The 20,514-nt window shown below is 61.0% G+C and carries 22 protein-coding genes; 11 read left to right on the top strand and 11 right to left on the bottom strand.

The genetic code is table 11. From position 1 onward, the window contains the following. Window positions 1-106 precede the first annotated feature (106 nt). From trxB to DBV08_RS07390, 3 genes are all read left to right on the top strand, one after another. Window positions 107-1,114, top strand: coding sequence for a thioredoxin-disulfide reductase (gene trxB / locus DBV08_RS07400; RefSeq protein ID WP_124566989.1), 1,008 nt, complete (start codon window positions 107-109; stop codon window positions 1,112-1,114). A 38-nt stretch (window positions 1,115-1,152) separates the two neighbouring features. Beyond that, window positions 1,153-1,476, top strand: a complete 324-nt coding sequence (gene trxA, locus DBV08_RS07395) for a thioredoxin (protein WP_003942530.1) — start codon at window positions 1,153-1,155, stop codon at window positions 1,474-1,476. Window positions 1,477-1,604: 128 nt separating this feature from the next. After that, entirely contained in the window at window positions 1,605-2,795 is a 1,191-nt protein-coding gene (locus DBV08_RS07390; RefSeq protein WP_124566988.1) for an N-acetylmuramoyl-L-alanine amidase, read from the top strand. A gap of 20 nt (window positions 2,796-2,815) precedes the next feature. On the opposite strand, the gene DBV08_RS07385 is transcribed toward DBV08_RS07390, so the two are convergent. From DBV08_RS07385 to rsmG, 4 genes are all read right to left on the bottom strand, one after another. Beyond that, window positions 2,816-3,499, bottom strand: a complete 684-nt coding sequence (locus tag DBV08_RS07385; protein ID WP_007729135.1) for a hypothetical protein — start codon at window positions 3,497-3,499, stop codon at window positions 2,816-2,818. A 255-nt stretch (window positions 3,500-3,754) separates the two neighbouring features. Continuing rightward, window positions 3,755-4,795: a ParB/RepB/Spo0J family partition protein gene (locus DBV08_RS07380; RefSeq protein WP_124566987.1), complete on the bottom strand. Its 1,041-nt coding sequence runs from the start codon at window positions 4,793-4,795 to the stop codon at window positions 3,755-3,757. A gap of 1 nt (window position 4,796) precedes the next feature. Then, the gene (locus DBV08_RS07375; RefSeq protein WP_003942510.1) at window positions 4,797-5,798 is read right to left on the bottom strand and encodes a ParA family protein; all 1,002 of its coding nucleotides are present in this window, start codon (window positions 5,796-5,798) and stop codon (window positions 4,797-4,799) included. An 81-nt stretch (window positions 5,799-5,879) separates the two neighbouring features. Then, window positions 5,880-6,560, bottom strand: coding sequence for a 16S rRNA (guanine(527)-N(7))-methyltransferase RsmG (gene rsmG / locus DBV08_RS07370; RefSeq protein ID WP_019746204.1), 681 nt, complete (start codon window positions 6,558-6,560; stop codon window positions 5,880-5,882). A gap of 616 nt (window positions 6,561-7,176) precedes the next feature. Between rsmG and DBV08_RS32245 the strand changes: the two genes are divergently transcribed. After that, a complete protein-coding gene (locus DBV08_RS32245) occupies window positions 7,177-7,344 on the top strand; it encodes a hypothetical protein (RefSeq protein ID WP_185564495.1) in 168 nt (55 codons plus the stop codon). A gap of 358 nt (window positions 7,345-7,702) precedes the next feature. Here DBV08_RS32245 and DBV08_RS07365 read toward each other — a convergent pair whose 3' ends face one another. From DBV08_RS07365 to rpmH, 7 genes are all read right to left on the bottom strand, one after another. Beyond that, entirely contained in the window at window positions 7,703-8,194 is a 492-nt protein-coding gene (locus tag DBV08_RS07365; protein ID WP_124566986.1) for a DUF6301 family protein, read from the bottom strand. A gap of 257 nt (window positions 8,195-8,451) precedes the next feature. Beyond that, entirely contained in the window at window positions 8,452-8,778 is a 327-nt protein-coding gene (locus tag DBV08_RS07360) for a hypothetical protein (RefSeq protein WP_124566985.1), read from the bottom strand. Window positions 8,779-8,900: 122 nt separating this feature from the next. Then, window positions 8,901-9,464, bottom strand: coding sequence for a protein jag (locus DBV08_RS07355; protein WP_003942504.1), 564 nt, complete (start codon window positions 9,462-9,464; stop codon window positions 8,901-8,903). A gap of 20 nt (window positions 9,465-9,484) precedes the next feature. Continuing rightward, window positions 9,485-10,591, bottom strand: a complete 1,107-nt coding sequence (gene yidC / locus DBV08_RS07350; RefSeq protein WP_003942570.1) for a membrane protein insertase YidC — start codon at window positions 10,589-10,591, stop codon at window positions 9,485-9,487. Window positions 10,592-10,595: 4 nt separating this feature from the next. Continuing rightward, window positions 10,596-10,976: a membrane protein insertion efficiency factor YidD gene (yidD, locus tag DBV08_RS07345; RefSeq protein ID WP_007729147.1), complete on the bottom strand. Its 381-nt coding sequence runs from the start codon at window positions 10,974-10,976 to the stop codon at window positions 10,596-10,598. Next, window positions 10,973-11,353: a ribonuclease P protein component gene (rnpA, locus tag DBV08_RS07340; protein WP_003942450.1), complete on the bottom strand. Its 381-nt coding sequence runs from the start codon at window positions 11,351-11,353 to the stop codon at window positions 10,973-10,975. Before rnpA ends, yidD begins: the two co-directional genes overlap by 4 nt. Window positions 11,354-11,379: 26 nt before the next feature. Beyond that, a complete protein-coding gene (gene rpmH, locus DBV08_RS07335) occupies window positions 11,380-11,523 on the bottom strand; it encodes a 50S ribosomal protein L34 (RefSeq protein ID WP_003942540.1) in 144 nt (47 codons plus the stop codon). Window positions 11,524-12,303: 780 nt separating this feature from the next. Here rpmH and dnaA point away from each other — a divergent pair. The 7 genes from dnaA to DBV08_RS07300 all read left to right on the top strand — a co-directional run bounded on the left by dnaA (window position 12,304) and on the right by DBV08_RS07300 (window position 20,513). Continuing rightward, the gene (dnaA, locus tag DBV08_RS07330; protein WP_095969313.1) at window positions 12,304-13,866 is read left to right on the top strand and encodes a chromosomal replication initiator protein DnaA; all 1,563 of its coding nucleotides are present in this window, start codon (window positions 12,304-12,306) and stop codon (window positions 13,864-13,866) included. A gap of 584 nt (window positions 13,867-14,450) precedes the next feature. Further along, window positions 14,451-15,635 (top strand): DNA polymerase III subunit beta, encoded by a 1,185-nt coding sequence (gene dnaN / locus DBV08_RS07325; RefSeq protein WP_007729165.1) that lies wholly within the window; start codon window positions 14,451-14,453, stop codon window positions 15,633-15,635. 44 nt (window positions 15,636-15,679) lie between these two features. After that, window positions 15,680-16,588: a phosphogluconate dehydrogenase (NAD(+)-dependent, decarboxylating) gene (gene gnd / locus DBV08_RS07320; RefSeq protein ID WP_124566984.1), complete on the top strand. Its 909-nt coding sequence runs from the start codon at window positions 15,680-15,682 to the stop codon at window positions 16,586-16,588. Beyond that, entirely contained in the window at window positions 16,589-17,818 is a 1,230-nt protein-coding gene (gene recF / locus DBV08_RS07315; RefSeq protein WP_124566983.1) for a DNA replication/repair protein RecF, read from the top strand. It begins immediately after the preceding gene. Then, window positions 17,811-18,356, top strand: coding sequence for a DUF721 family protein (locus tag DBV08_RS07310; RefSeq protein ID WP_003942471.1), 546 nt, complete (start codon window positions 17,811-17,813; stop codon window positions 18,354-18,356). Before recF ends, DBV08_RS07310 begins: the two co-directional genes overlap by 8 nt. Before the next feature lie 124 nt (window positions 18,357-18,480). Beyond that, the gene (locus DBV08_RS07305) at window positions 18,481-19,392 is read left to right on the top strand and encodes a metal-dependent hydrolase (protein ID WP_003942578.1); all 912 of its coding nucleotides are present in this window, start codon (window positions 18,481-18,483) and stop codon (window positions 19,390-19,392) included. Further along, a complete protein-coding gene (locus DBV08_RS07300; RefSeq protein ID WP_095969667.1) occupies window positions 19,392-20,513 on the top strand; it encodes a PDR/VanB family oxidoreductase in 1,122 nt (373 codons plus the stop codon). Before DBV08_RS07305 ends, DBV08_RS07300 begins: the two co-directional genes overlap by 1 nt. The last annotated feature ends 1 nt before the right edge of the window (window position 20,514 follow it).

Raw genomic sequence — 20,514 nt, 5'->3', positions numbered from 1 at the left:
TGAGCCACTTTCCAGCCGAGTGCGGGAACAACACCCCTTATCCTGGTGTTGATCGGTACGGCTCTCCAAGAAGCGGAGGGTCTGCACTCACTATTGGAAGGCTCGCATGACCACCCAGCTGGAAAACACGCCCGCGGTCCATGACGTCATCATTGTCGGTTCCGGACCGGCCGGCTACACCGCTGGTGTCTACACCGCGCGCGCTGAGCTCCAGCCCCTGCTCTTCGAGGGAACCCAGTTCGGTGGCGCCCTGATGACCACCACCGAGGTCGAGAACTTCCCCGGATTCCGCGAAGGAATCATGGGCCCCGACCTGATGGAACAGATGCGTGAGCAGGCACTTCGCTTCGACACCGACATCCGCACCGAGGACGTCGAGGAGATCGATCTCAGCGGCCCGATCAAGACTGTTGTCGCGAACGGCGAAACATACGCCGCGCACGCGATCATTCTTGCCATGGGTGCGGCTGCCCGTTACCTCGGCATTCCCGGTGAAGAACGCCTCCTCGGCCGCGGCGTCAGCGCCTGCGCCACCTGCGACGGCTTCTTCTTCCGTGACCAGGACATCGTCGTGGTCGGCGGCGGCGACTCCGCGATGGAAGAAGCAACCTTCCTCACCCGCTTCGCTCGCTCGGTCACCCTGGTGCACCGCCGCGAGGAGTTCCGCGCCTCACGGATCATGCTCGAGCGCGCCAAGGCGAACGAGAAGATCCGCTTCCTGACCAATGCAGAGCCCGTCGAGGTGCTTGGTGAGAACTGCGTCACCGGCCTCGTCGTGCGCGACACCGTCACCGGCGAGACCTCCACACTCGAGATCACCGGCATGTTCGTCGCCATCGGCCACGACCCGCGCAGTGAGCTCGTCAAGGGCCAGGTAGACCTCGACGACGCCGGATACGTCCGCGTCGCCCCCGGTTCCACCGCGACCTCCGTCGACGGCGTCTTCGCTGCCGGTGACCTGGTCGATCACACGTACCGTCAGGCGATCACCGCTGCCGGCACCGGATGCTCCGCAGCTATCGACGCCGAACGCTGGCTGGCCGACCGCGGCGACATCACCGCCAACACGCTCGACGCAGCCGGCCACACGGTCGACGTCGTCGGCGCTCCCTGATTCACCAAGCTGTCGTACCCAACCCTCGAGGAGTAACAGTGTCGAATACCGTCACCATCACCGACGATTCCTTCAAGCAGGACGTCCTGGGCAGCGACAAGCCCGTTCTGGTCGATTTCTGGGCAACCTGGTGCGGCCCGTGCAAGATGGTCGCCCCGGTCCTCGAGGAGATCGCCGGCGAGAACAGCGAGAAGCTGACCGTTGCGAAGCTCGACATCGATGCCAACCCGGCGGCCGCGCGCGATTTCCAGGTCATGTCGATCCCGACGATGATCCTGTTCAAGGACGGCAAGCCGATCAAGACGATCGTCGGCGCCAAGGGCAAGGCCGCGCTGCTCAAGGACCTCGCAGACGTTCTCTGACGAGCGAGTGAGCATCGTGGATTCTCGCAATCCACAGAATTTCTGAGATAATCGATCGATGTGCCTGATCGGGTCTACGACCAGGCACATCGATCGAATTCGTTGACCGATCCGAGAGGCTTTCACGCATGCACAGACTCCGACACGGCGATCACGGCCCGGCCGTCGCCGAGATTCGGGGCACATTGACGAAGCTGGGATACCTCCATCACGGAACTTCCGGCATTCGACGTGAAAGCGCCGACGGTGCCCACTGGGTTGCACCCGACGCCATCTTCGATCATCAACTTGACAGTGCCGTTCGTGCCTTCCAGCAGCAGCGTGGGCTCCTTGTCGACGGCATTGTGGGTCCGGCAACCTATCGGTCACTTCGTGAGGCCTCGTACCGCCTGGGTGCCCGCACGTTGATTTACCAGTTGTCAGCGCCGCTCTACGGCGACGACGTCGCAGCTCTGCAGGCCAAACTGCAGGACCTCGGCTTCTACGCAGGCCGGGTCGACGGTTTCTTCGGCCCGCAGACCCACGAATCTCTCTCGTCTTTCCAGCGCGAAATCGGGATTGCGGCCGACGGTATCTGCGGACCGCAGACACTGCGCTCACTGGAACTGCTGGGAACTCGCGTCACCGGCGGATCGCCACATGCGATCAGCGAAGAGGAATTGGTCAGGCGCAAGGGCCCGCAGCTGGGTGGAAAGCGCATCGTCATCGACCCAGGCCTCGGTGGGCCGTCCACCGGCACCATCGTCAACGGCATCTCCGAAGCCGACATCCTCTGGGATCTGGCCATGCGCCTCGAGGGGCGGATGGCTGCAACCGGGATGGAAACCTTCCTCTCCCGACCGCACAACGCCGATCCGACCGAGGCCGAGCGCGCACTGACGTCCAACGCATTCGACGCCGATCTGATGATCTCGCTGCGCTGCGACAGTAACTCGAGCCCATCGGCGAACGGCGTCGCGAGCTTCCACTTCGGCAATTCGCACGGTTCGGTCTCGATGATCGGGCAGGTGTTGACCGGTTTCGTTCAGCGCGAGATCGTTGCGCGAACCCCGTTGCGGGACTGCAGAACTCACGGTCGGACGTGGGAGTTGTTGCGCCTCACCAACATGCCGACGGTGCAGATCGATCTCGGCTACCTGTCAAACGCGTCCGACGTTGCGGTACTGACGAATCCGCGGATGCGTGACACCATCGCCGAAGCCATCTTGATCTCGGTCAAGCGGCTGTATCTGCTGGGTCAAGACGATCAGCCGACCGGCACCTTCACCTTCGCCGAGCTTCTCGCAGAAGAACTTTCGGTAGCCGACCGCATTTCGTAGGTCCTGCGGTCGGCACCTGTTCACACTCTGGCGAGTTCGCTGATCTCCACCATCTCGAGAGCTGCGGCCTTCAGTAGACGGTCGAGGGCTTCTTCGACGTCGACTTTCCATTCGTGGTCTCGATTTAGCTCGAGGCGAAGGCGCGGGTAACGATGGTGCGGTGCCACAACCTCGAAACCGTAATCCTCGAGGAACTCGGCACTGATCATGCATTCTGCGGGTGAACATTCCAGAGCTGCCGTTGCACTGGCCACGTCGGAAGCAGGTCCCAGGTCGTCGCTACGGATACCGAATGCTTCGAGCGCACGAACTCCGCGTCGAACCAGATCTGTCACGACAGCGGCCAGCAGGCTTGGCCCTAGCTCTTCCTCTATGCCCGAGGGCTCGAGGCGAAGGCTTGTGAGAAGCACTGCGTCCGAACTGACCGGACTGGTGGGAAACAGTTGCGCGCGTGGGATCATGCGGGGAGGGGCGTACAGCGCGCTGCCGAGCGGCTTTCCGTCGCGGACGGCGACCTGTCCGCACGAACCCCACTCGAGCATGACCATCGACAGCCAGGCTTCCTTCTCGAATTCCTGATCGCAGAATCCTCGGGCGTCGTGAAGCGCGCCCGGGTCCATCTCCCAGAACACGCATCGACGCGCATGGGCGGAAAGCTGATCGAGGCTGTCGAGCGTGAGAGAGGTGATGACGTGAGTCGACACTGACTAACTCACTCTCCGTAGGTCCCCGAAGCGGTTTCGATGCTCGCCCGCCGCTATTTTCTTCTCCAGGATAGGCCAGCTGTACCGAGTCGGCAGTGGCGCGAGAGTTGATCGCTCTAATGTATTGCTGTTCAACATCTTTCGTCCCGGTTCAAGATTTCGAGAAGCTCGGACCACCTAAATTCGTCACAGTGACGAAAATAGGTGGTGTGCCCGGTCATCGTCATTACGTCACCAAACGGGCGTCCGAGTTCACTACGTCGATTTCTGCGCTTCCATCATTCCGACGATGCGTTGTAGGTCGTCGACCGAGCCGAATTCGACCACAATCTTTCCCTTCCGCTTGCCCAGACTGACAGTCACCCGGGTGTCGAACGAGTCCGACAAACGTTCGGCCACATCCTGCAGACCCGGCATCACGATGGGCTTGCGCTTCTGCGGGGGAGCGATCTCATTGTCCGCCCGGTTGGCAAGAGTGACGGCTTCCTCCGTCGCCCGAACCGACATTCCTTCCGCGACGATGCGCGCCGCCATGACTTCCTGCGCGTCGGCACCCGCCTCGAGGGACAGTAGTGCGCGAGCATGGCCGGCCGAAAGTACGCCGGCCGCCACACGGCGCTGAACCGCCACCGGCAGCTTCAGCAGACGAATCATGTTGGTCACGACGGGACGCGAACGTCCGATCCGATTGGCCAATTCTTCGTGCGTTACTTCGAACTCCTCGAGCAACTGCTGATACGCCGCTGCCTCCTCGAGGGGGTTCAACTGCACTCGATGGATGTTCTCGAGGAGCGCGTCGCGCAACATCGAGTCGTCATCGGTTTCACGAATGATCGCCGGAATCTTCTCCAGCCCGGCTTCCTGGCTCGCACGCCAGCGACGCTCACCCATGACAAGTTGGTACTTGTCACCGTGACGACGGACCACGATCGGCTGCATCAAGCCGAACTCGCGGATCGAGTGAACCAACTCCGCGAGTGCTTCCTCGTCGAAAACGCTGCGAGGCTGCTTCGGGTTCGTCTCGATCAGGCTCGGTTCGATCTCGAGATAGACCGCGCCGGTCGGCTCGAGTTCTGTCTCCGGCTCCGCTTCGACGGCGGCCTTGGCAGCCGTCGCCTTGGTGGCTTTCGGCGTTTTCGGGGCGGCCTTCGTCGGTGGGGGAGGGGAGGGGTTGCGCTTGTCGACGCCGATTACGACGTCCGCTGCAGCCGATCCCAGACCCGGCGCCGTCGCCGGCCCAGTGGGAATGAGAGCAGCCAAGCCGCGGCCCAATCCACCTTTGCGTGCTTGACTCATCTCACTGCTCCTGGGTCGTCGTGGTGGCAGAGCGGGCGGCAAGTTCGCGTCCGGCGTCGAGGTAACTCATGGCGCCACGTGAACCTGGGTCGTAATCGAGAACTGTCATTCCGTATCCGGGAGCCTCGGAAACCTTCACGCTGCGTGGAATCACTGCGCGTAGGACGGCCTCGCCGAAGTGTTTGCGTACTTCTTCGGCGACCTGATCGGCCAGCTTGGTACGCCCGTCGTACATCGTCAGAAGGACGGTGGAGACATGCAGATCCGGGTTCAGATGAGCCTGGACGAGTTCGATGTTGCGGAGCAGCTGACCGACCCCCTCGAGGGCGTAGTACTCGCACTGGATCGGGATCAGAACTTCCTTGGCAGCGACCATCGCGTTGACGGTCAGCAGTCCCAGCGAGGGCGGGCAGTCGATGAGGACGAAGTCGACGTCTAGCTCTGCGAGCACCTTGTCGTTGAGCGCGCCTTTGAGTCGATTCTCGCGGGCAACCATGGAGACCAATTCGATCTCGGCGCCTGCCAGATCGATCGTCGCGGGAATGCAGAGAAGCCGCTCACTGTGCGGGCTGGTCTGAATCGCCTCCGGGGCCTTCACTTCGCCTATGAGCAACTCGTAGCTCGACGGGGTGCCCGAGGTATGGACGACGCCCAGCGCCGTGCTGGCGTTGCCCTGAGGGTCCAAATCGACTACCAGGACCGTGAGTCCTTGAAGAGCGAGCGCTGACGCAAGGTTCACCGTGGTCGTCGTCTTACCGACGCCACCCTTCTGGTTCGCGATGGTGATTACGCGACGGAACGCCGGTTTCGGCAGTGTCACCGAATGTGGATGAAGCACCTGGCTCGCTCGATGCGCGGCCGCCCCGATGGGAGTCTCCTCCGAAGAGATCGCCGCGTAGGGGGCGGTGAAATTGTCGTCGTCGTTGACAATCTGATCCGCACCCGCGCTCGTGTGCTGCTTCGGTGTTTCACGTGAAACGGCGGATTCAGATCGACCCGACATTGACTGCTCCTTCGATTGGGAATCGATCACTAGGTGCTCTCATCATCTGTACATTGCTCTCGATTGCATGCGTGTAAATCATCAACGCTGGCGACGCTTCGGGAGACGTTCGGCCTTCACCACCACGGTGGGGGTGCGGAGAATCTTGGCTCCACATTCGAGTATTTCCAACTTACCTGCGCCCAATTTGGTGAGCGCCGTTCGGTCCCGCTCGATCTCCTCGGCGGCGCTCGAACCCTTGAGTGCCAGCATCCGACCGTGCTCGTGGATGAGCGGAAGGGACCAACGTGCGAGCTTCTCCAGAGGCGCCACGGCCCGTGAGGTGACCACGTCCGCACCGCCTGCTTCCTTCACGACACCCGATTCCTCGGCTCGCCCGCGGACAACCAGTACGTCCAATCCGTTCGACTCGATGAACTCCGCGAGGTACACCGAACGTCGAAGCAATGGTTCGACGAGAGTCACCTTCAAGTCCGGGCGGGCGATCGCGAGAGGGATTCCGGGTAGGCCGGCGCCGCTTCCTACGTCCACAACCGACTCACCTTCGGCGATCAGTTCACCGATCACTGCGCAATTGAGAAGGTGGCGCTCCCACAGCCGAGGAACCTCACGGGGACCAATGAGCCCGCGCTCGACACCATCCGTCGCAAGGGATTGGTAGTACCGTTCCGCGATCTCGTATCTGTCACCGAACACTGCGCGCGCAGTCTCTTGTTCGTCCCAGTCAACCGACGCCGCACCATTCTGTTCCACGTGAAACATCCTCCCGCGTAAACCGCGAAATCAACAATCAAGACCGAAATCATTATCCGCTCTGAAGCCGACATGTGTTCGCTTCTGCACACCGACTCGCTGTGAGTCTGCCGACTCGCTCATTCTTTGGGAAGTATTCAGACCGAAATTCAAGCGAGGGAGGGGAGGGGTTCACGTTCCACGTGAAACATCGCGCTGACGAATCTTCCAATTCTGATGCGTTTCACGTGAAACATAGCCGGGCGATCGAATGCGGATGGCAACGCGATTCCTAGTATCATCACAGTGACGAAACTGCAGTGGGTAGTTACATGGATGGAATTCTGATCCAAAATGGGCAATTTTCAACGAAAAAGCGGTTGCACAAAATCGCGGACGTCGGGCTGCCGAGCCGACTCGGTCAGTCTGACGCAGTCCATTTTTTGACGCGGATGGTCTTCGATACCAAGTCTCGGACAGTTCCGATATCTCATCGCGTCGGCATGACTCTCCCGTTGCGGGGGACCGGAGAATTGGCATCACAAACCGCGAATCAATCCGAAGAGCTTCGCAACACATATCGCTCATCGGAGAGTTCGCCTTCGATGTGGAGCCCGATGTCGGCGGGAAGATCAAAGTCGAGCAGGTGACACTGGCCTATGTGCAGGATGAATTCCTGCGCCTGGATTCGAAAGCGCTTCAGGCTCTGCGCGATTACGATCCGCGCTTGGAGCAGGAGTTGTTGGACGGCAAGGACTACGACTATCTGTTGGTGCATACCGAACCCGGAACCAACAAGATCACCGCTTACTAGTTCGATCCGGGCACCGCCAAGTCATTCCACCTCGAACAGCCCGGACCCGCTCTCGTGCCGACACCAGCAGTGGGTGTGGGCGCGACGCCGATCGCGCACACCCCGCGAGTCAACCGAGCTCAGGGCGGTCCCGTGATTACCCCGACCCGGTCCGCAGTGTATTGACCGGAGCCCTTGTAAATGAGGTCGATTCCTGCTTGCTCGGCAAAGTAGTCGCCGCCGATCTCACCCCCGAAGCACACAACAGCATCATCGACTTTGCGTGGCGACGAAGCCCATTCGATGTGAGTGGTCCGATTCGTGTGAGGAGCGCGCAAACCTGTTCCCACACCGGATGCGATCTCGCTGACCTCGATCGCTAGTCCTCGTCCTCGTACTCCGGTTCAGGCTCATCCATCCATGCCTGATACTTCGGACTCTTCAGAGCGAGGTGACTCGCACTGAAACCCAGGTTCAGCGTAATGACCGCTTTCGGCAGATCCCACCGGATAGTTGCTTCAGGTCCGGGTTCGGCGCTCGTGGCTGTCCCCAGGAGTGCGGTAAATGCCACATCGAGGTTCGTGAACCCCTCGACCAGCAACGGGCGAACTTTTGCCTTGGGAATACCTAGATCTGCCAGGTCCGAGACGAAGATTGAGATGTAGTGCATCGAACGGTTCCGCCTGAACATGTTCGCCTTCGGCCGGCTGACATGAAGGTTCGTTCGTATCGAGCCGCCACCTTGCCTGAGTTCGACGAGTTCCCATCCAGCCTGTGCGCAGAAGGGTTCCAGGTCGTCGACGGCCCAGGTCCAGTCGAATTCTGCGGCGAGGCGGGCGATACGGGTGGCGCCTTCGATGTCGACGTGCATGTGTGGATGCTACTTACTTCTTGATCGTTGTTGACGACGGCCCGATCGGGAGGCGGAGGAGGTGAAGGCTGGCGGGTTGTCGGTCATCGGATGCCAGTGCCGAAGGCGACGACCTTGCCAGCAGGCCTGACGACGTCACGTCGGTGATCCATTGTGGCGGTAATCTGGGGCGGAGATCCAGGGCGCGGGGCAACAACCAACGATCTGGTTTCACGTGAAACGAAGGCCGACTATTCGGTCTGGGGGAGGGGAGGGGCTCACATGTAGTACGGCATGTTGTCGATCGAATATCCGAACATGCACAGTGCACCCCCGACGAACAAGAAGGCAATCGCGAAGCTGAGCATGACCGGTCTCCCGGATCGCCACGCCAGTGCAAGTGGAATGAATACGACGGCGACTACTCCCAGCGGCAACAACCAACAGAGCCAATACTTCAGACCGCCCGGCGGGAAAGGCTGGACTTTCATTTTCTGCTGCAGTTCGAAGACCACGGGCCAATAACTCAGGCCGCACACGAGCATCCCTATCAAGGCCCCAAGGGTCATCAATCCGAGAGGGAATCCGGAGCGCTCGTAGGACATGTCGACAACGATAAGCACCCGACCTTCACCGTGCCGCCGGATTCGGTTTCACGTGAAACACCTCTCGGACACAAAAGCGGGCCCCGGAAAATCCGGGGCCCGCATTCGATCAAGGGGGAGTGTCAGTCCTTGAGGACAACCACTCGGCGAGACGGCTCAGCGCCTTCGCTCTCGCTGGAAACACCGGCGACCTTGGCGACGGCGTCGTGCACGATCTTGCGTTCGAACGGCGTCATCGGAGCAAGCTCTTCGCGTTCGCCGGTCTCGAGAACACGCTGTGCAGCTTCCGCACCGAGAGCACTGAGTGCCTCGCGCCGGCCCGCACGCCACCCGGCGATGTCGAGCATCAAGCGGCTGCGCTCTCCGGTCGACTGCTGAACAGCCAGACGAGTCAGCTCCTGAAGAGCATCCAGAACCTCACCCTTGCGTCCCACGAGCTTGGTCAGGTCGTCGCCGCCGTCGATGCTGACGATCGCCCGATCGCCCTCGACGTCAAGGTCGATGTCTCCGTCGAAATCGAGAACGTCGAGCAACTGCTCGAGGTAGTCGCCGGCGATCTCGCCCTCTTCGATCAAATCGTCATCGGAATCGTCGATGTCTACATCCACATCGGTAACCGGCGCAGTGGTCTCGGTGCTCACGTCTGCGTTCTCTCCATCCACAACGATGTCAGCTTCACTGGACATTGGTCGTTCTCTTTCCTGGATCAGCGCCGTTTATTGCGCTTGGGGGAGTTGCCGCGGTTGCTCTGTGGCCGGTTCTGTTTCGGTTTCGACGTGGAACCACCACTGGAACCCGAGGGCTTCGGCTGTGGCTTCTTGAGCGAAACTTCCGGGGCATCGCCGTCGTCGTCGGCTGAATCCGCGGTCTTCAGCGCAGCCGGGGATCCCTTCTTCTTACTGGGATCGGGACGGGCACCGGGCTTGGGCGCATTGTCGTTGCGACGGGTAATCGCTTCCTGCTTCTTGGCTTCTTCTTCGGCGTCGATCTTGCGGAAGACGAGGTGCTGCTGACCGTAGGTCCAGATGTTGTTCGACACCCAGTACAGGAGGATCGCGATCGGAAGGAACGGTCCACCGACCAGAACGCCGAGCGGGAAGACGTACAGCGCGAGCTTGTTCATGATCGCGGATTGCGGGTTCGCGGCAGCTGCTTCGCTCTGACGTGCAACCGAAGCGCGGGAGTTGAAGTGCGTCGCGATGCTGGCGATGATCATCAGCGGAGCTGCCACGAGAATGATGTTCAGGCGTGACGGAAGCTCGGGAACGTTCTCGGTGACGTAAGCCTGGAGCTGAGCAACCGGCGTCGTGATTGCCGCCGAGATGGGTGCGCCGAACAGACGAGCATCCAGGAACGACTGGACGTCAGTGGCCGAGAAGACGTAGTTCGGGGTGTTGAGGTTGTCCTCGGCGCTCATGCCCAGCTGGCCCATGCCGGTGCCGGTGCGGTTGAACGAGCGCAGGACGTGGAACAGACCGATGAACACCGGTGCCTGAGCCAAGACCGGCAGACAGCCCATGATCGGGTTGAATCCGTGCTCCTTCTGGAGCTTCTGCATCTCGACGGCCTGGCGCTGACGGTCGCCCGAATACTTCTTCTGCAATGCCTTGATCTGTGGCTGCAGTTCCTGCATCTGGCGGGTCGTGCGGACCTGCTTCACGAACGGCTTGTACAGAACCGCACGCAAGGTGAACACCAGGAACACCACGGAAAGCGCCCAGGCTATTCCGTTGTCCGGGCCGAGAATGAACCCGAAGACCTTGTGCCAGACCCACAGAATCGCGGATACCGGATAGTAGATGAAATTGAGCACGGCTCTAAGTACTCCTCTGTTCGTCCGTCGGACTGTGACACGCTGCGCGTGCTTCCGGACAGCTATGGCGGCTACCCGCATCACGGTCACGACGGGCAGGGACAGGGTCCCACCCTCCAGAATGCCAGGGGGCACACTTCGCCAACCGCACCACAGTCAAGAAAAGGCCTTTGATCGCCCCGTGAGTGCGCAGCGCTTCGACTGCGTATTCACTGCAGGTGGGGGTGAACCGGCAGGTCGGCATCCTCAAGGGCGACACATACGTCCGGTACAACTCGATACAGAAGATGAGAACAGTGGCGGGAGCGCGACGCACAGCCTTCAACACCGTGATGACACGGGAGGCTCTGGGAGTCTCGATCTGCTCAGAGAGCGGAGTACTCATGGCTCTTCACTTACCGACACCAATAGGTTCATTTTGGTCAGGCCCCCACGCAACTGCTTGGCCAGTTCAGCTGAACTGGCGGTAGCTGCGCCCGGAAGTGCGCGGATTACCACGTCCGTCTCCGGTGAAACCTGTCCGACGAAATCTGCACAGATATGACGAAGCCGGCGTGCGACTCGATGTCGAATCACCGCCGGCCCGACAGCCTTGCTCACGATCAGCCCGAAACGGGGACCGTGATTTGTTACTACCAGCGCCTCTACTTGCTCGCGATCGAACGCGTGCACGACAAGGTCGCGTCTTCCCATACGACGCCCACGTCGCACCGCCACGGAGAAATCCGCGTGGCGACGCAACCGGAACGGCTCAGGCAACACCCCGAGCTCCTGAACTCGAAATCAGATCAGGCGGTGAGGGAATCGCGGCCCTTACGGCGACGCGCCGAAACGATTGCACGACCCGCACGGGTACGCATACGAAGACGGAAGCCGTGAACACGCGCGCGGCGGCGATTATTCGGCTGGAACGTCCGCTTGCCCTTGGCCACGGTCAACACTCCTCGAAGTTCATTGACGCCTCCCGGCGTCATTCAGTGATCGACGCCTTACGGCGTCTTTGGATCCAACAGGTACAGAACAATCAACTTCACTCGTTGTGGCTTGGAAGACCGATCCGACCTGACATATGTAGCCAGCACGAAGCGATCACCACCAGCGGGTGACCGTTCGAGGTTACTTACCACCGTTGCCAAGGTCAAACCAGCCCGATTCGGAGCCCTTCCGCGGCAACTGCGGCGACACGCCGACACTTCCATTATTCCGCAGATTCCATTCTCGGTGTGCATACGGCCGTGACCTCGAGCGAGGCGGCAAGTGTGACCTTGGCAACAGTTCCGCTACGGACCGCAGGTGGCCTGCGGGCAACCCGGACAGTTCCACCTGCGCGTGCTCTCGACAAGGCCTCATCAGCACATACGGGGATGAGCGCCGGACGCGACCCCGAATCCCGAGTTTCCACATTCATCCACAGGGCTGTGAGTGTTGACGCATCCCCGACACCAAGTGGCGAACGCCTCGAGTTCCAGCAAAGTTGCAGGTAGATCAATTTCTCGATCACTTTGACGAATTTGGTTGACGAAAAAACCGACTCAGTGCAGGTTTGTCCACATCTGTGGATAATTGTGTGGAAACACAGCCCAGGTGGCATATTCGTAGCCTGTTACGGGGTTCTCACCCCGGGTGGTAATCCACCGAATCATTCGACGCCGCAGCCATACGCTCGGCAGCTGCAGCACACCCACTGTCGGCGAAACACGGGAAGGAACCACGTGAACGACGATCCCAACGCGCTCGCACGGGTCTGGGTCGACGTGGTTGCAGAACTCACGAGTGATGACCCCGGAAGTAATCTTCCGGCTTTGAGCAGCAAGCAGAAGGCATTCGTCCGTCTGGTGAGGCCTCTCACACTTGCTCAGGGTTTTGCACTCCTCTCGGTTCCATCGCCATTTGCTCAAGAAACGATCGAGCGCGATCTCCGCGAGCCGATCCTGCAGGCACTCGGCCGCCACCTCGGCGGCCAGGTCGAGGGACTCGGTGTCCGCATCGCACTCGAAGACGATGCCGACGCACCCGCCGAACCGGTCGAGGAGCGCACGGGCAGCCGTCAGTTCGAGTCGGTCAACTCCTCCGGCGCATACCGTCGTCGACGGTTCACCGAAGGCGACGGCGAACCGTCGGACTCCGAGACTGCCGAGTCCGAAGAAGTCGACGACGACCGCGAAGCACTGGCAAGCGTTCACGAATCGTGGCCGTCGTACTTCACGAAGCCGCCCGCTACTCCTTCTGCTTCTGGGTCCGGCGCGAACAGTCTCAACGCGAAGTACACCTTCGACACTTTCGTGATCGGATCGTCCAACCGATTCGCGCATGCCGCTGCCGTCGCGATCGCGGAGGCGCCGGCGCGTGCGTACAACCCCTTGTTCATCTGGGGAGCTTCGGGCCTGGGCAAGACGCACCTTCTTCACGCCGCCGGCCACTACGCACAGCGACTGTTCCCCGGCATGCGGGTCAAGTACGTCTCGACCGAAGAATTCACCAACGACTTCATCAACAGTCTTCGTGACGACCGCAAGGTCGCGTTCAAGCGTCGATACCGGGAAACGGATGTCCTGCTGGTCGACGACATCCAGTTCATCGAGGGCAAGGAAGGTATCCAGGAGGAGTTCTTCCATACCTTCAACACCTTGCACAACGCGAACAAGCAGATCGTCGTCTCCTCGGACCGTCCGCCAAAGCAGTTGGCAACCCTCGAGGAGCGTCTGCGGACGCGCTTCGAGTGGGGCCTGATCACCGACGTTCAGCCGCCTGAGCTCGAGACGCGCATCGCGATTCTGAGCAAGAAGGCGAGGATGGATCGCCTCGAGGTCCCGCACGACGTCCTCGAGCTGATCGCCAGCCGTATCGAGCGCAACATTCGTGAACTCGAGGGCGCGTTGATCCGCGTGACGGCTTTTGCCTCGCTCAACCGTCAGCCGTTGGATCTGACGTTGGCCGAGGTGGTCCTGCGAGATCTGATGCCCGATTCGTCGAGCCTCGAGATCAACGCGGCGACGATCATGGCGGTGACGGCCGAATACTTCAACATGTCGATCGACGACCTGTGTGGGCCGGGTAAGGCCAGGCCACTCGCTCAGGCCCGCCAGATCTCGATGTATCTGTGCCGTGAGCTCACCGATTTGTCATTGCCGAAGATCGGTCAGACGTTCGGCCGTGACCACACGACGGTCATGTACGCCGACAAGAAGATCCGTAAAGAAATGACGGAACGTCGCAAGGTGTACGACCAGGTTCAGGAGTTGACCGCAAGGATCAAGCAGCGCTCCAAGCGTTGACCTGCACTTATTTCGATCGATGCCGCTCGAGGCAGAGGTTTCCCTCGAGCGGCATCGGTGTATTCGAAGGGTTCCACATGCGGTCCCTCGAGGGCGGTTGTCCACCTCGAGGGACGACACGCCGGAGTCGGACACGCCGATGAGAACAAACTCTTCGTTTCTTGTGAAAAGTATTCACATCTGTGGATAACTGTGTTGATAACTCTCAAAGTCTGTGGAGTTCTCGAGGAGGAATCCGAAAACTTTCAGAGAGTGCACAGAGGGGGTCGATTGGTCCTCGAGTCTGTCCTCGAGAAGTGCACAGGCCCTCGAGGGGACCTACCAGCGTCGACAACCGTTGCTCCACAGATTGCACAGGACTTATTACTACTACTGAGAATTTCCTAGGAAAAGCTCTTTGAAAATAGTTCTGGGGACAACTCCTGTTGAGAACCTCGCCTCAGGCTGCGCTCGTCCCGGCTTCGGCTTTCCACTTGCGCCCTCGAGGGCATACGGTGGGCATCGCTTGGTCTGTGTCAGACTTCAAGTGAGCTGATGCAGATCCGCAGCAGACGAACATGCCTACCGAGAGGAATAACCCGGCGATGGAGCTTGGAAGCCTGAAGTTTCGCGTTTCCCGGGAAGAGTTCGCTGATTCAGTAGCGTGGGTTGCTCGTAGCCTGCCCTCGAGGCCGCCTGTGCCGGTTCTCGGCGGAGTTCTTCTCGACGCAACCGAAGCCGGCCTCACCGTTTCCGGGTTCGACTACGAGGTATCTGCGCAGGTCCGCGTCTCGGCAGATGTCACAACTGCAGGCCAGGCACTCGTCTCGGGTCGCCTCCTTGCCGATATCACCAAGTCGCTTCCCAACAAGCCGGTCGATGTGACCCTCGAGGGCACTCGCGTGCTCATCTCGTGCGGAAGCGCCAAGTTCTCCCTGCCCACGATGCCGGTCGAGGACTACCCCCAGCTTCCGACGCTTCCGCAGCAGTCCGGGTCCATTCCCGTCGACCTGTTCTCCGAAGCCATCAGCCAGGTAGCCGTTGCAGCCGGCAAGGACGACACCCTTCCGATGCTCACGGGTATCCGTGTCGAGATCGAACAGAATTCGATCGTCCTCGCCGCTACCGACCGTTTCCGTCTCGCTGTGCGTGAACTCGAGTGGACTCCGGCAAATCCCGACGTCCAGGCTGCTGTTCTCATCCCGGCCAAGACTCTGTCGGAGTCCGCGAAAACGCTTGCCGGCAATGCAAATTCGCCGGTCGAGTTGGCTCTCGGTTCCGGCACGACCATCGGAAACGACGGACTTCTCGGCATCGTCAACGACGGACGCCGCACCACGACGCGTCTCCTCGACGCCGAGTTCCCGAAGTTCCGTCAGCTGCTGCCCGCTCAGCACACCGCGATGGCAACGGTCGAGGTCACGCCTCTCATCGAGGCCATCAAGCGTGTGGCACTCGTCGCCGAGCGTGGCGCACAGGTTCGCATGCAGTTCTCCGCTGACGGCCTGCTCCTCTCCGCTGGTGGCGACGACGCCGGCCGCGCGGAAGAGACGCTCAACGCCTCGTTCCAGGGCGAAGCACTCACCATTGCGTTCAACCCCGGTTACCTGATCGACGGGTTGAACTCGCTTCACAGCGAAAACGTTCTGTTCGGCTTCACCACTCCCAGCCGCCCGGCTGTTCTTCGCCCCGCGGCCGAGGAAGAGCCCACGGCAGACGAGTCCGGTAACTTCGCGGCGCCCTCGAGCGAGTACACGTACCTGCTGATGCCGGTTCGCCTTCCGGGCTGAGTGGTACCCCGCACTTCAGTTCGCGCCTGACCAGGGAGAACAGTATGAAGATCGGACTCGTAGGTCTCGGCAAGATGGGCTTCAACATGCGTGAGCGCTTGCGCGCGCATGGCCTCGAGGTGATCGGATACGACCCTCGACCTGAAGTCACCGACGTCGGGTCTCTTGCCGAACTCGCTGCTTCCCTCGAGGGACCTCGAGTCGTGTGGGTGATGGTTCCTGCCGGCGAAATCACTCAGAGCACCATTGCCGAACTGGCGGATGCCCTCGAGGGCGGCGATCTGGTCATCGACGGTGGAAACTCTCGCTTCACCGACGACGCCGTTCATGCCGAGCTGTTGGGCGCCCGTGAGATCGGTTTCCTCGACTGCGGTGTCTCCGGTGGCATCTGGGGCCGTGAGAACGGCTACGGACTGATGGTGGGCGGATCCGAACCCGACGTGGCGAAGGCAATGCCGATCTTCGACGCCCTTCGCCCCGACGGCGACGCGGCCGACGGTTTTGTCCATGCCGGCCCGGTCGGTGCTGGTCATTACGCAAAGATGGTGCACAACGGCATCGAATACGGCCTGATGCAGGCGTATGCCGAAGGGTACGAGCTCCTCGAGGCGGAAAGCCTGATCGCGGACGTTCCCGGTGTGCTCCGAGCCTGGTCGAAGGGAACCGTCGTACGTTCGTGGTTGCTCGATCTGCTTGTCGACGCCCTCGAGGAGGATCCGGAGCTTGCGCAGATCACGGGCTATACCGAGGATTCCGGCGAGGGCCGCTGGACCGTCGAGGAAGCCATCAAGCACGCTGTGCCCGCTCCCGTCATCTCCGCTGCTCTGTTCGCGAGATTTGCTTCACGACAGGATGATTCACCGGCCATGAAGGCTGTGTCCGCCTTGCGCAATCAGTTCGGTGGTCACGCGGTAAAGAGCGCTTCGCCCAAGAATTCGGCTTCTGGAAGCTAAGTGTTCGTTCGTAGATTTTCGCTGCGGGACTTCCGATCCTGGGATTCGCTGACGCTTGACCTCACACCGGGAACAACCGTTTTCCTCGGTTCGAACGGGCACGGTAAAACGAACGTCCTCGAGTCACTCGGGTATCTGTCGACGCTGTCGTCTCATCGAGTGTCCACGGATGCACCGATGATCCGCAGCGGTTCCGCCAGTGCTTTTGCCGGTGCAACAGTGGTCAACAACGGGCGCGAACTGACCATCGACGTCGAACTGATCGAGGGAAAGTCCAACCGCGCCAGGATAAATCAGTCTCCGACGCGTCGCCCACGCGAAGTGCTGGGGATTTTGCAGTCGGTGATGTTCGCGCCGGAAGATCTGTCGTTGGTACGTGGTGATCCTGGTGATCGTCGACGCTATCTCGACGAGTTGTTGACGTCGCGGATTCCCCGAATGGCTGCTGTCCGTGCGGATTACGACAAAGTTTTACGCCAGCGTTCGGCGCTGCTCAAAACTGCCGGTGCGGCTTTGCGCCGCGGTTCTCGTGGTGGTGAGTCGGACAACGTCCTCTCCACCCTCGAGGTGTGGGACGGGCATCTGGCCGCTCACGGCGCACAATTGTTGGCTGGGCGCCTCGAGTTGGTCCACGATCTGGCGCCGCACCTGGCGGAGTCGTATCGTTCCATCGCGCCCGAATCCCGGCCGGCCTCGATTCGATACAAGAGCAGCCTGGGTGCGTCGTTGGATCCCGAATTCACCGACCCTGCAAGGATTTCCGGTATCGACGACGTTGCGTACCTCGAGGAGAGATTCCATCTCGAGTTGGCGCAGATGCGATCGAAGGAAATTGATCGCGGAGTGTGTCTGGTCGGTCCGCATCGGGACGACCTGGAGCTGATTCTCGGCGACAGTCCGGCGAAAGGCTTTGCCAGCCATGGTGAATCGTGGTCTTTTGCGCTTTCGCTGAGACTGGCAGGTTTCGCCCTGCTACGCGCCGACGGCAGCGACCCGGTATTGATGCTCGACGACGTGTTCGCAGAATTGGACCGTCGTCGGCGTCGTGCGCTCGCCACCGTTGCCGCCACCGCAGAACAGGTGCTGATCACGGCCGCTGTTCCCGAGGACGTGCCGGACGAACTCGAGGCGACCAAGTTCGGCGTCGAAGCTTCCGATACCGGAGACGGTCGGATATCGCGGATAGTGCCCGTAGGCTCGACGGATCAGGAGGTCGAGATCGATGACTGAAGACAGCAGCGCGGCTCCGGAGCCCGAGCTCAAGGGGATCGATCTGGCGCGCCGTGCCCTCGAGGAGGCGCGCGCGACAGCCAAGGCCAACGGCAAGGCCGTCGGGCAGGGGCGTTCTTCGCCCAAATACGGAAGCGGCCGCCCGCGTCGGCGCAGCGGTTGGTCCGGCCCCGGCCCGGATGCGCGGGACCCTCAGCCGTTCGGTGCTCTCACCAGCGCTATCTCCAAGTCGCGTGGGTGGTCCCCCAAGGTGTCCGAGGGCACGGTCCTCGGTCGGTGGCCGCAGGTCGTCGGTGAAGACATCTCCGCGCACGCCGAGCCGATTTCTCTGAAAGAAGGTGTTCTCAGTATCTCCGCCGAGTCGACGGCGTGGGCTACCCAGTTGCGCATGATGCAGTCCCAGATCCTGGCCAAGATCGCTGCTGCCGTCGGTGACGGTGTCGTGAAGACGCTGCGCATCACCGGTCCGAGCGCGCCTAGCTGGCGCAAGGGTGAAAGGCATGTGAAAGGCCGCGGACCTCGCGATACGTACGGCTGAGGAAAACTCAACCAGGCCCTGGTTCTACCTATTACTTCGTGTTACAGTTAAAACTCGCTAGTGAGTGAACTGTGTCACAAGGCTGTCGTTCCCTACCGATCGGCAGGCATGAAGGAGTAGCTAGATGTCGCAGAAGATATCGACACCCGCTTCGTCGTTCGCCGAGCCGGATCACATCCTGTTGCAGGCTCGCAATGTCGAGTTCGACTGGTCCGATCTGCCCATGCACTGGATTCCGGGCGATCCGTTCAGCACACACGTTCTCAACGTGCTCCATCTTCTCCTCCCTGCCGGTGAGGAATGGTTTGTCGAGACCTTCAAGGAAGCTCTTCCTCTCATCGAGGACGAGAAACTCCGTGAAGACGTCGTCGGATTCATCGGCCAAGAGGCGATGCACTCCAACGCGCACTCGGGCGTCCTGGTCCATCTCAAGGAAAACGGTCTCGATCCGACGCCGTACACGCAGCAGATGGAGTGGACCTTCTCGAAACTGCTCGGACCGCGTCCGATGACAGGACTGCGTGCCGAGAATCACCTGGTGGAGCGCTTGGCGATCATCGCGGCCATCGAACACATCACGGCTTTCCTCGGTGACTGGGTGCTCAACGCCAAGGGACTCGACAAAGCCGGTATGCACCCGACCATGCTCGATCTGCTCCGCTGGCACGGCGCCGAAGAGGTCGAACACCGCTCCGTCGCGTACGACGTGATGCGCTACTTCGACAAGCGCGAGACACGCCGCATCCGAACGCAGATCGTCGTCACGCCGGTACTGGTGTGGCTGTGGATTCGTGGCACCAGGTTCCTCATGCGCAACGATCCCGAACTGGCCGCTCAGGCTCCCAGCCGTCGACGCCCTCACCTGTCCGATTTCATCGCGGCGGGTAAACGAGGCACGGTTCCCACGTCGTTCGAGCTGGCCAAACGGATGTCGACGTACTTCAGCAAGTCGTACCACCCCAGCAAAGAGGGCTCGACCGCCCAGGCGGTGCAATACCTGGCGTCGTCACCCGCAGCGCAGGCGGCCGCACGGTGATTTCACTCTCGAGGGTCAAGGACGTCATCTCCGGTCACGACGGGTTGCCGCGTTTTCCGGCGCCACCCGATCTGTCCGGCAAGAGCCGTCCCGACCGTGCCATGCGCATCACGGAATTGTTGGCGGACAAGTACCTTCGGGTGTTGACGGCCTACGACTACAACCCCGAGATCGCGGGCCACAACCCCGACACGGCCATGACCATGGTGGTCACCACGCGTGAGGTGGTGGCCACCGACGAGAACGTCGTTCGCCTCCGTTTCGAATCTGCCGACGGTTCAGCGATCCCGCAGTGGCATCCGGGTTCGCACTTGGACTTCCATCTACCTTCGGGTCTGCGGCGGCAGTACTCGCTGTGCGGCGACCCTGCCGATCGCACGGGATACAGCGTCGCGGTGCGCCGAATCCCCGACGGCGGTGGCGGTTCCATCGAGATGCACGCCCTGCAGCCCGGCGAGCACGTCACTGTTCGCGGCCCTCGTAACGGATTCCCTTTCGTCGGAGAAGGTAGCGCTCTGTTCGTTGCCGGTGGCATCGGCATCACGCCGATCATCGCAATGGTCCGTGCAGCAAGAGAATTGGGAATGGACTGGTACTTCGTGTACTCGGGCCGCTCCCGTGAATCCATGCCGTTCCTCGACGAGATCGCAACCTGGGATCCCGAGCGTGTCTTCGTGCGTCCGGACGACGAGTTCGGATTGCCCACCACCGCAGACCTTCTCGGGCGAGCACCGGTCGGCGGTGCCGTGTACTGCTGTGGCCCGACGCCCATGCTCGACGCCGTCCGCCGCGGTTTCCGCGATACACCATCCACTGCTTTGCATTTCGAGCGGTTCGGGGCTCCGCCGGTGATCGACGGCAAAGAATTCGAAGTGCAGCTGGTCAATTCGGGACAGGTGCTCACCGTGCCCGCCGACGAGTCCGCGCTCGACGTCATCAAGAAGACGTTGCCCGGTGTCGGGTACTCGTGTCAGCAGGGTTTCTGCGGAACCTGTCGTGTGAAGGTGCTCGCGGGTAAACCCGATCACCGCGAAAGGCGTCTGACCGACACCGAACAGGAAACGGAAATGCTCATCTGCGTATCCCGTTCCGACGGTGGACGTCTCGTTCTCGATCTCTAGA

It is taken from the genome of Rhodococcus sp. KBW08 (assembly GCF_003852455.1).
GTDB classification, from domain to species: Bacteria; Actinomycetota; Actinomycetes; order Mycobacteriales; family Mycobacteriaceae; genus Rhodococcus_F; species Rhodococcus_F baikonurensis.
The sequence above is the reverse complement of the archived record's forward strand: the minus strand, read 5'-3'. Positions and strand labels throughout refer to the sequence as shown.

Bases quoted from the DNA above. Each gene is read 5' to 3' on its own strand.
- trxB (WP_124566989.1), top strand. From the start codon at position 107: ATGACCACCCAGCTGGAAAACACGCCCGCGGTCCATGACGTCATCATT.
- DBV08_RS07390 (WP_124566988.1), top strand. From the start codon at position 1,605: ATGCACAGACTCCGACACGGCGATCACGGCCCGGCCGTCGCCGAGATT.
- DBV08_RS07380 (WP_124566987.1), bottom strand. From the start codon at position 4,795: ATGAGTCAAGCACGCAAAGGTGGATTGGGCCGCGGCTTGGCTGCTCTC.
- DBV08_RS07375 (WP_003942510.1), bottom strand. From the start codon at position 5,798: ATGTCGGGTCGATCTGAATCCGCCGTTTCACGTGAAACACCGAAGCAG.
- rsmG (WP_019746204.1), bottom strand. From the start codon at position 6,560: ATGTTTCACGTGGAACAGAATGGTGCGGCGTCGGTTGACTGGGACGAA.
- DBV08_RS07365 (WP_124566986.1), bottom strand. From the start codon at position 8,194: ATGCACGTCGACATCGAAGGCGCCACCCGTATCGCCCGCCTCGCCGCA.
- DBV08_RS07360 (WP_124566985.1), bottom strand. From the start codon at position 8,778: ATGTCCTACGAGCGCTCCGGATTCCCTCTCGGATTGATGACCCTTGGG.
- DBV08_RS07355 (WP_003942504.1), bottom strand. From the start codon at position 9,464: ATGTCCAGTGAAGCTGACATCGTTGTGGATGGAGAGAACGCAGACGTG.
- yidD (WP_007729147.1), bottom strand. From the start codon at position 10,976: ATGAGTACTCCGCTCTCTGAGCAGATCGAGACTCCCAGAGCCTCCCGT.
- dnaN (WP_007729165.1), top strand. From the start codon at position 14,451: ATGGAGCTTGGAAGCCTGAAGTTTCGCGTTTCCCGGGAAGAGTTCGCT.
- gnd (WP_124566984.1), top strand. From the start codon at position 15,680: ATGAAGATCGGACTCGTAGGTCTCGGCAAGATGGGCTTCAACATGCGT.
- DBV08_RS07310 (WP_003942471.1), top strand. From the start codon at position 17,811: ATGACTGAAGACAGCAGCGCGGCTCCGGAGCCCGAGCTCAAGGGGATC.
- DBV08_RS07305 (WP_003942578.1), top strand. From the start codon at position 18,481: ATGTCGCAGAAGATATCGACACCCGCTTCGTCGTTCGCCGAGCCGGAT.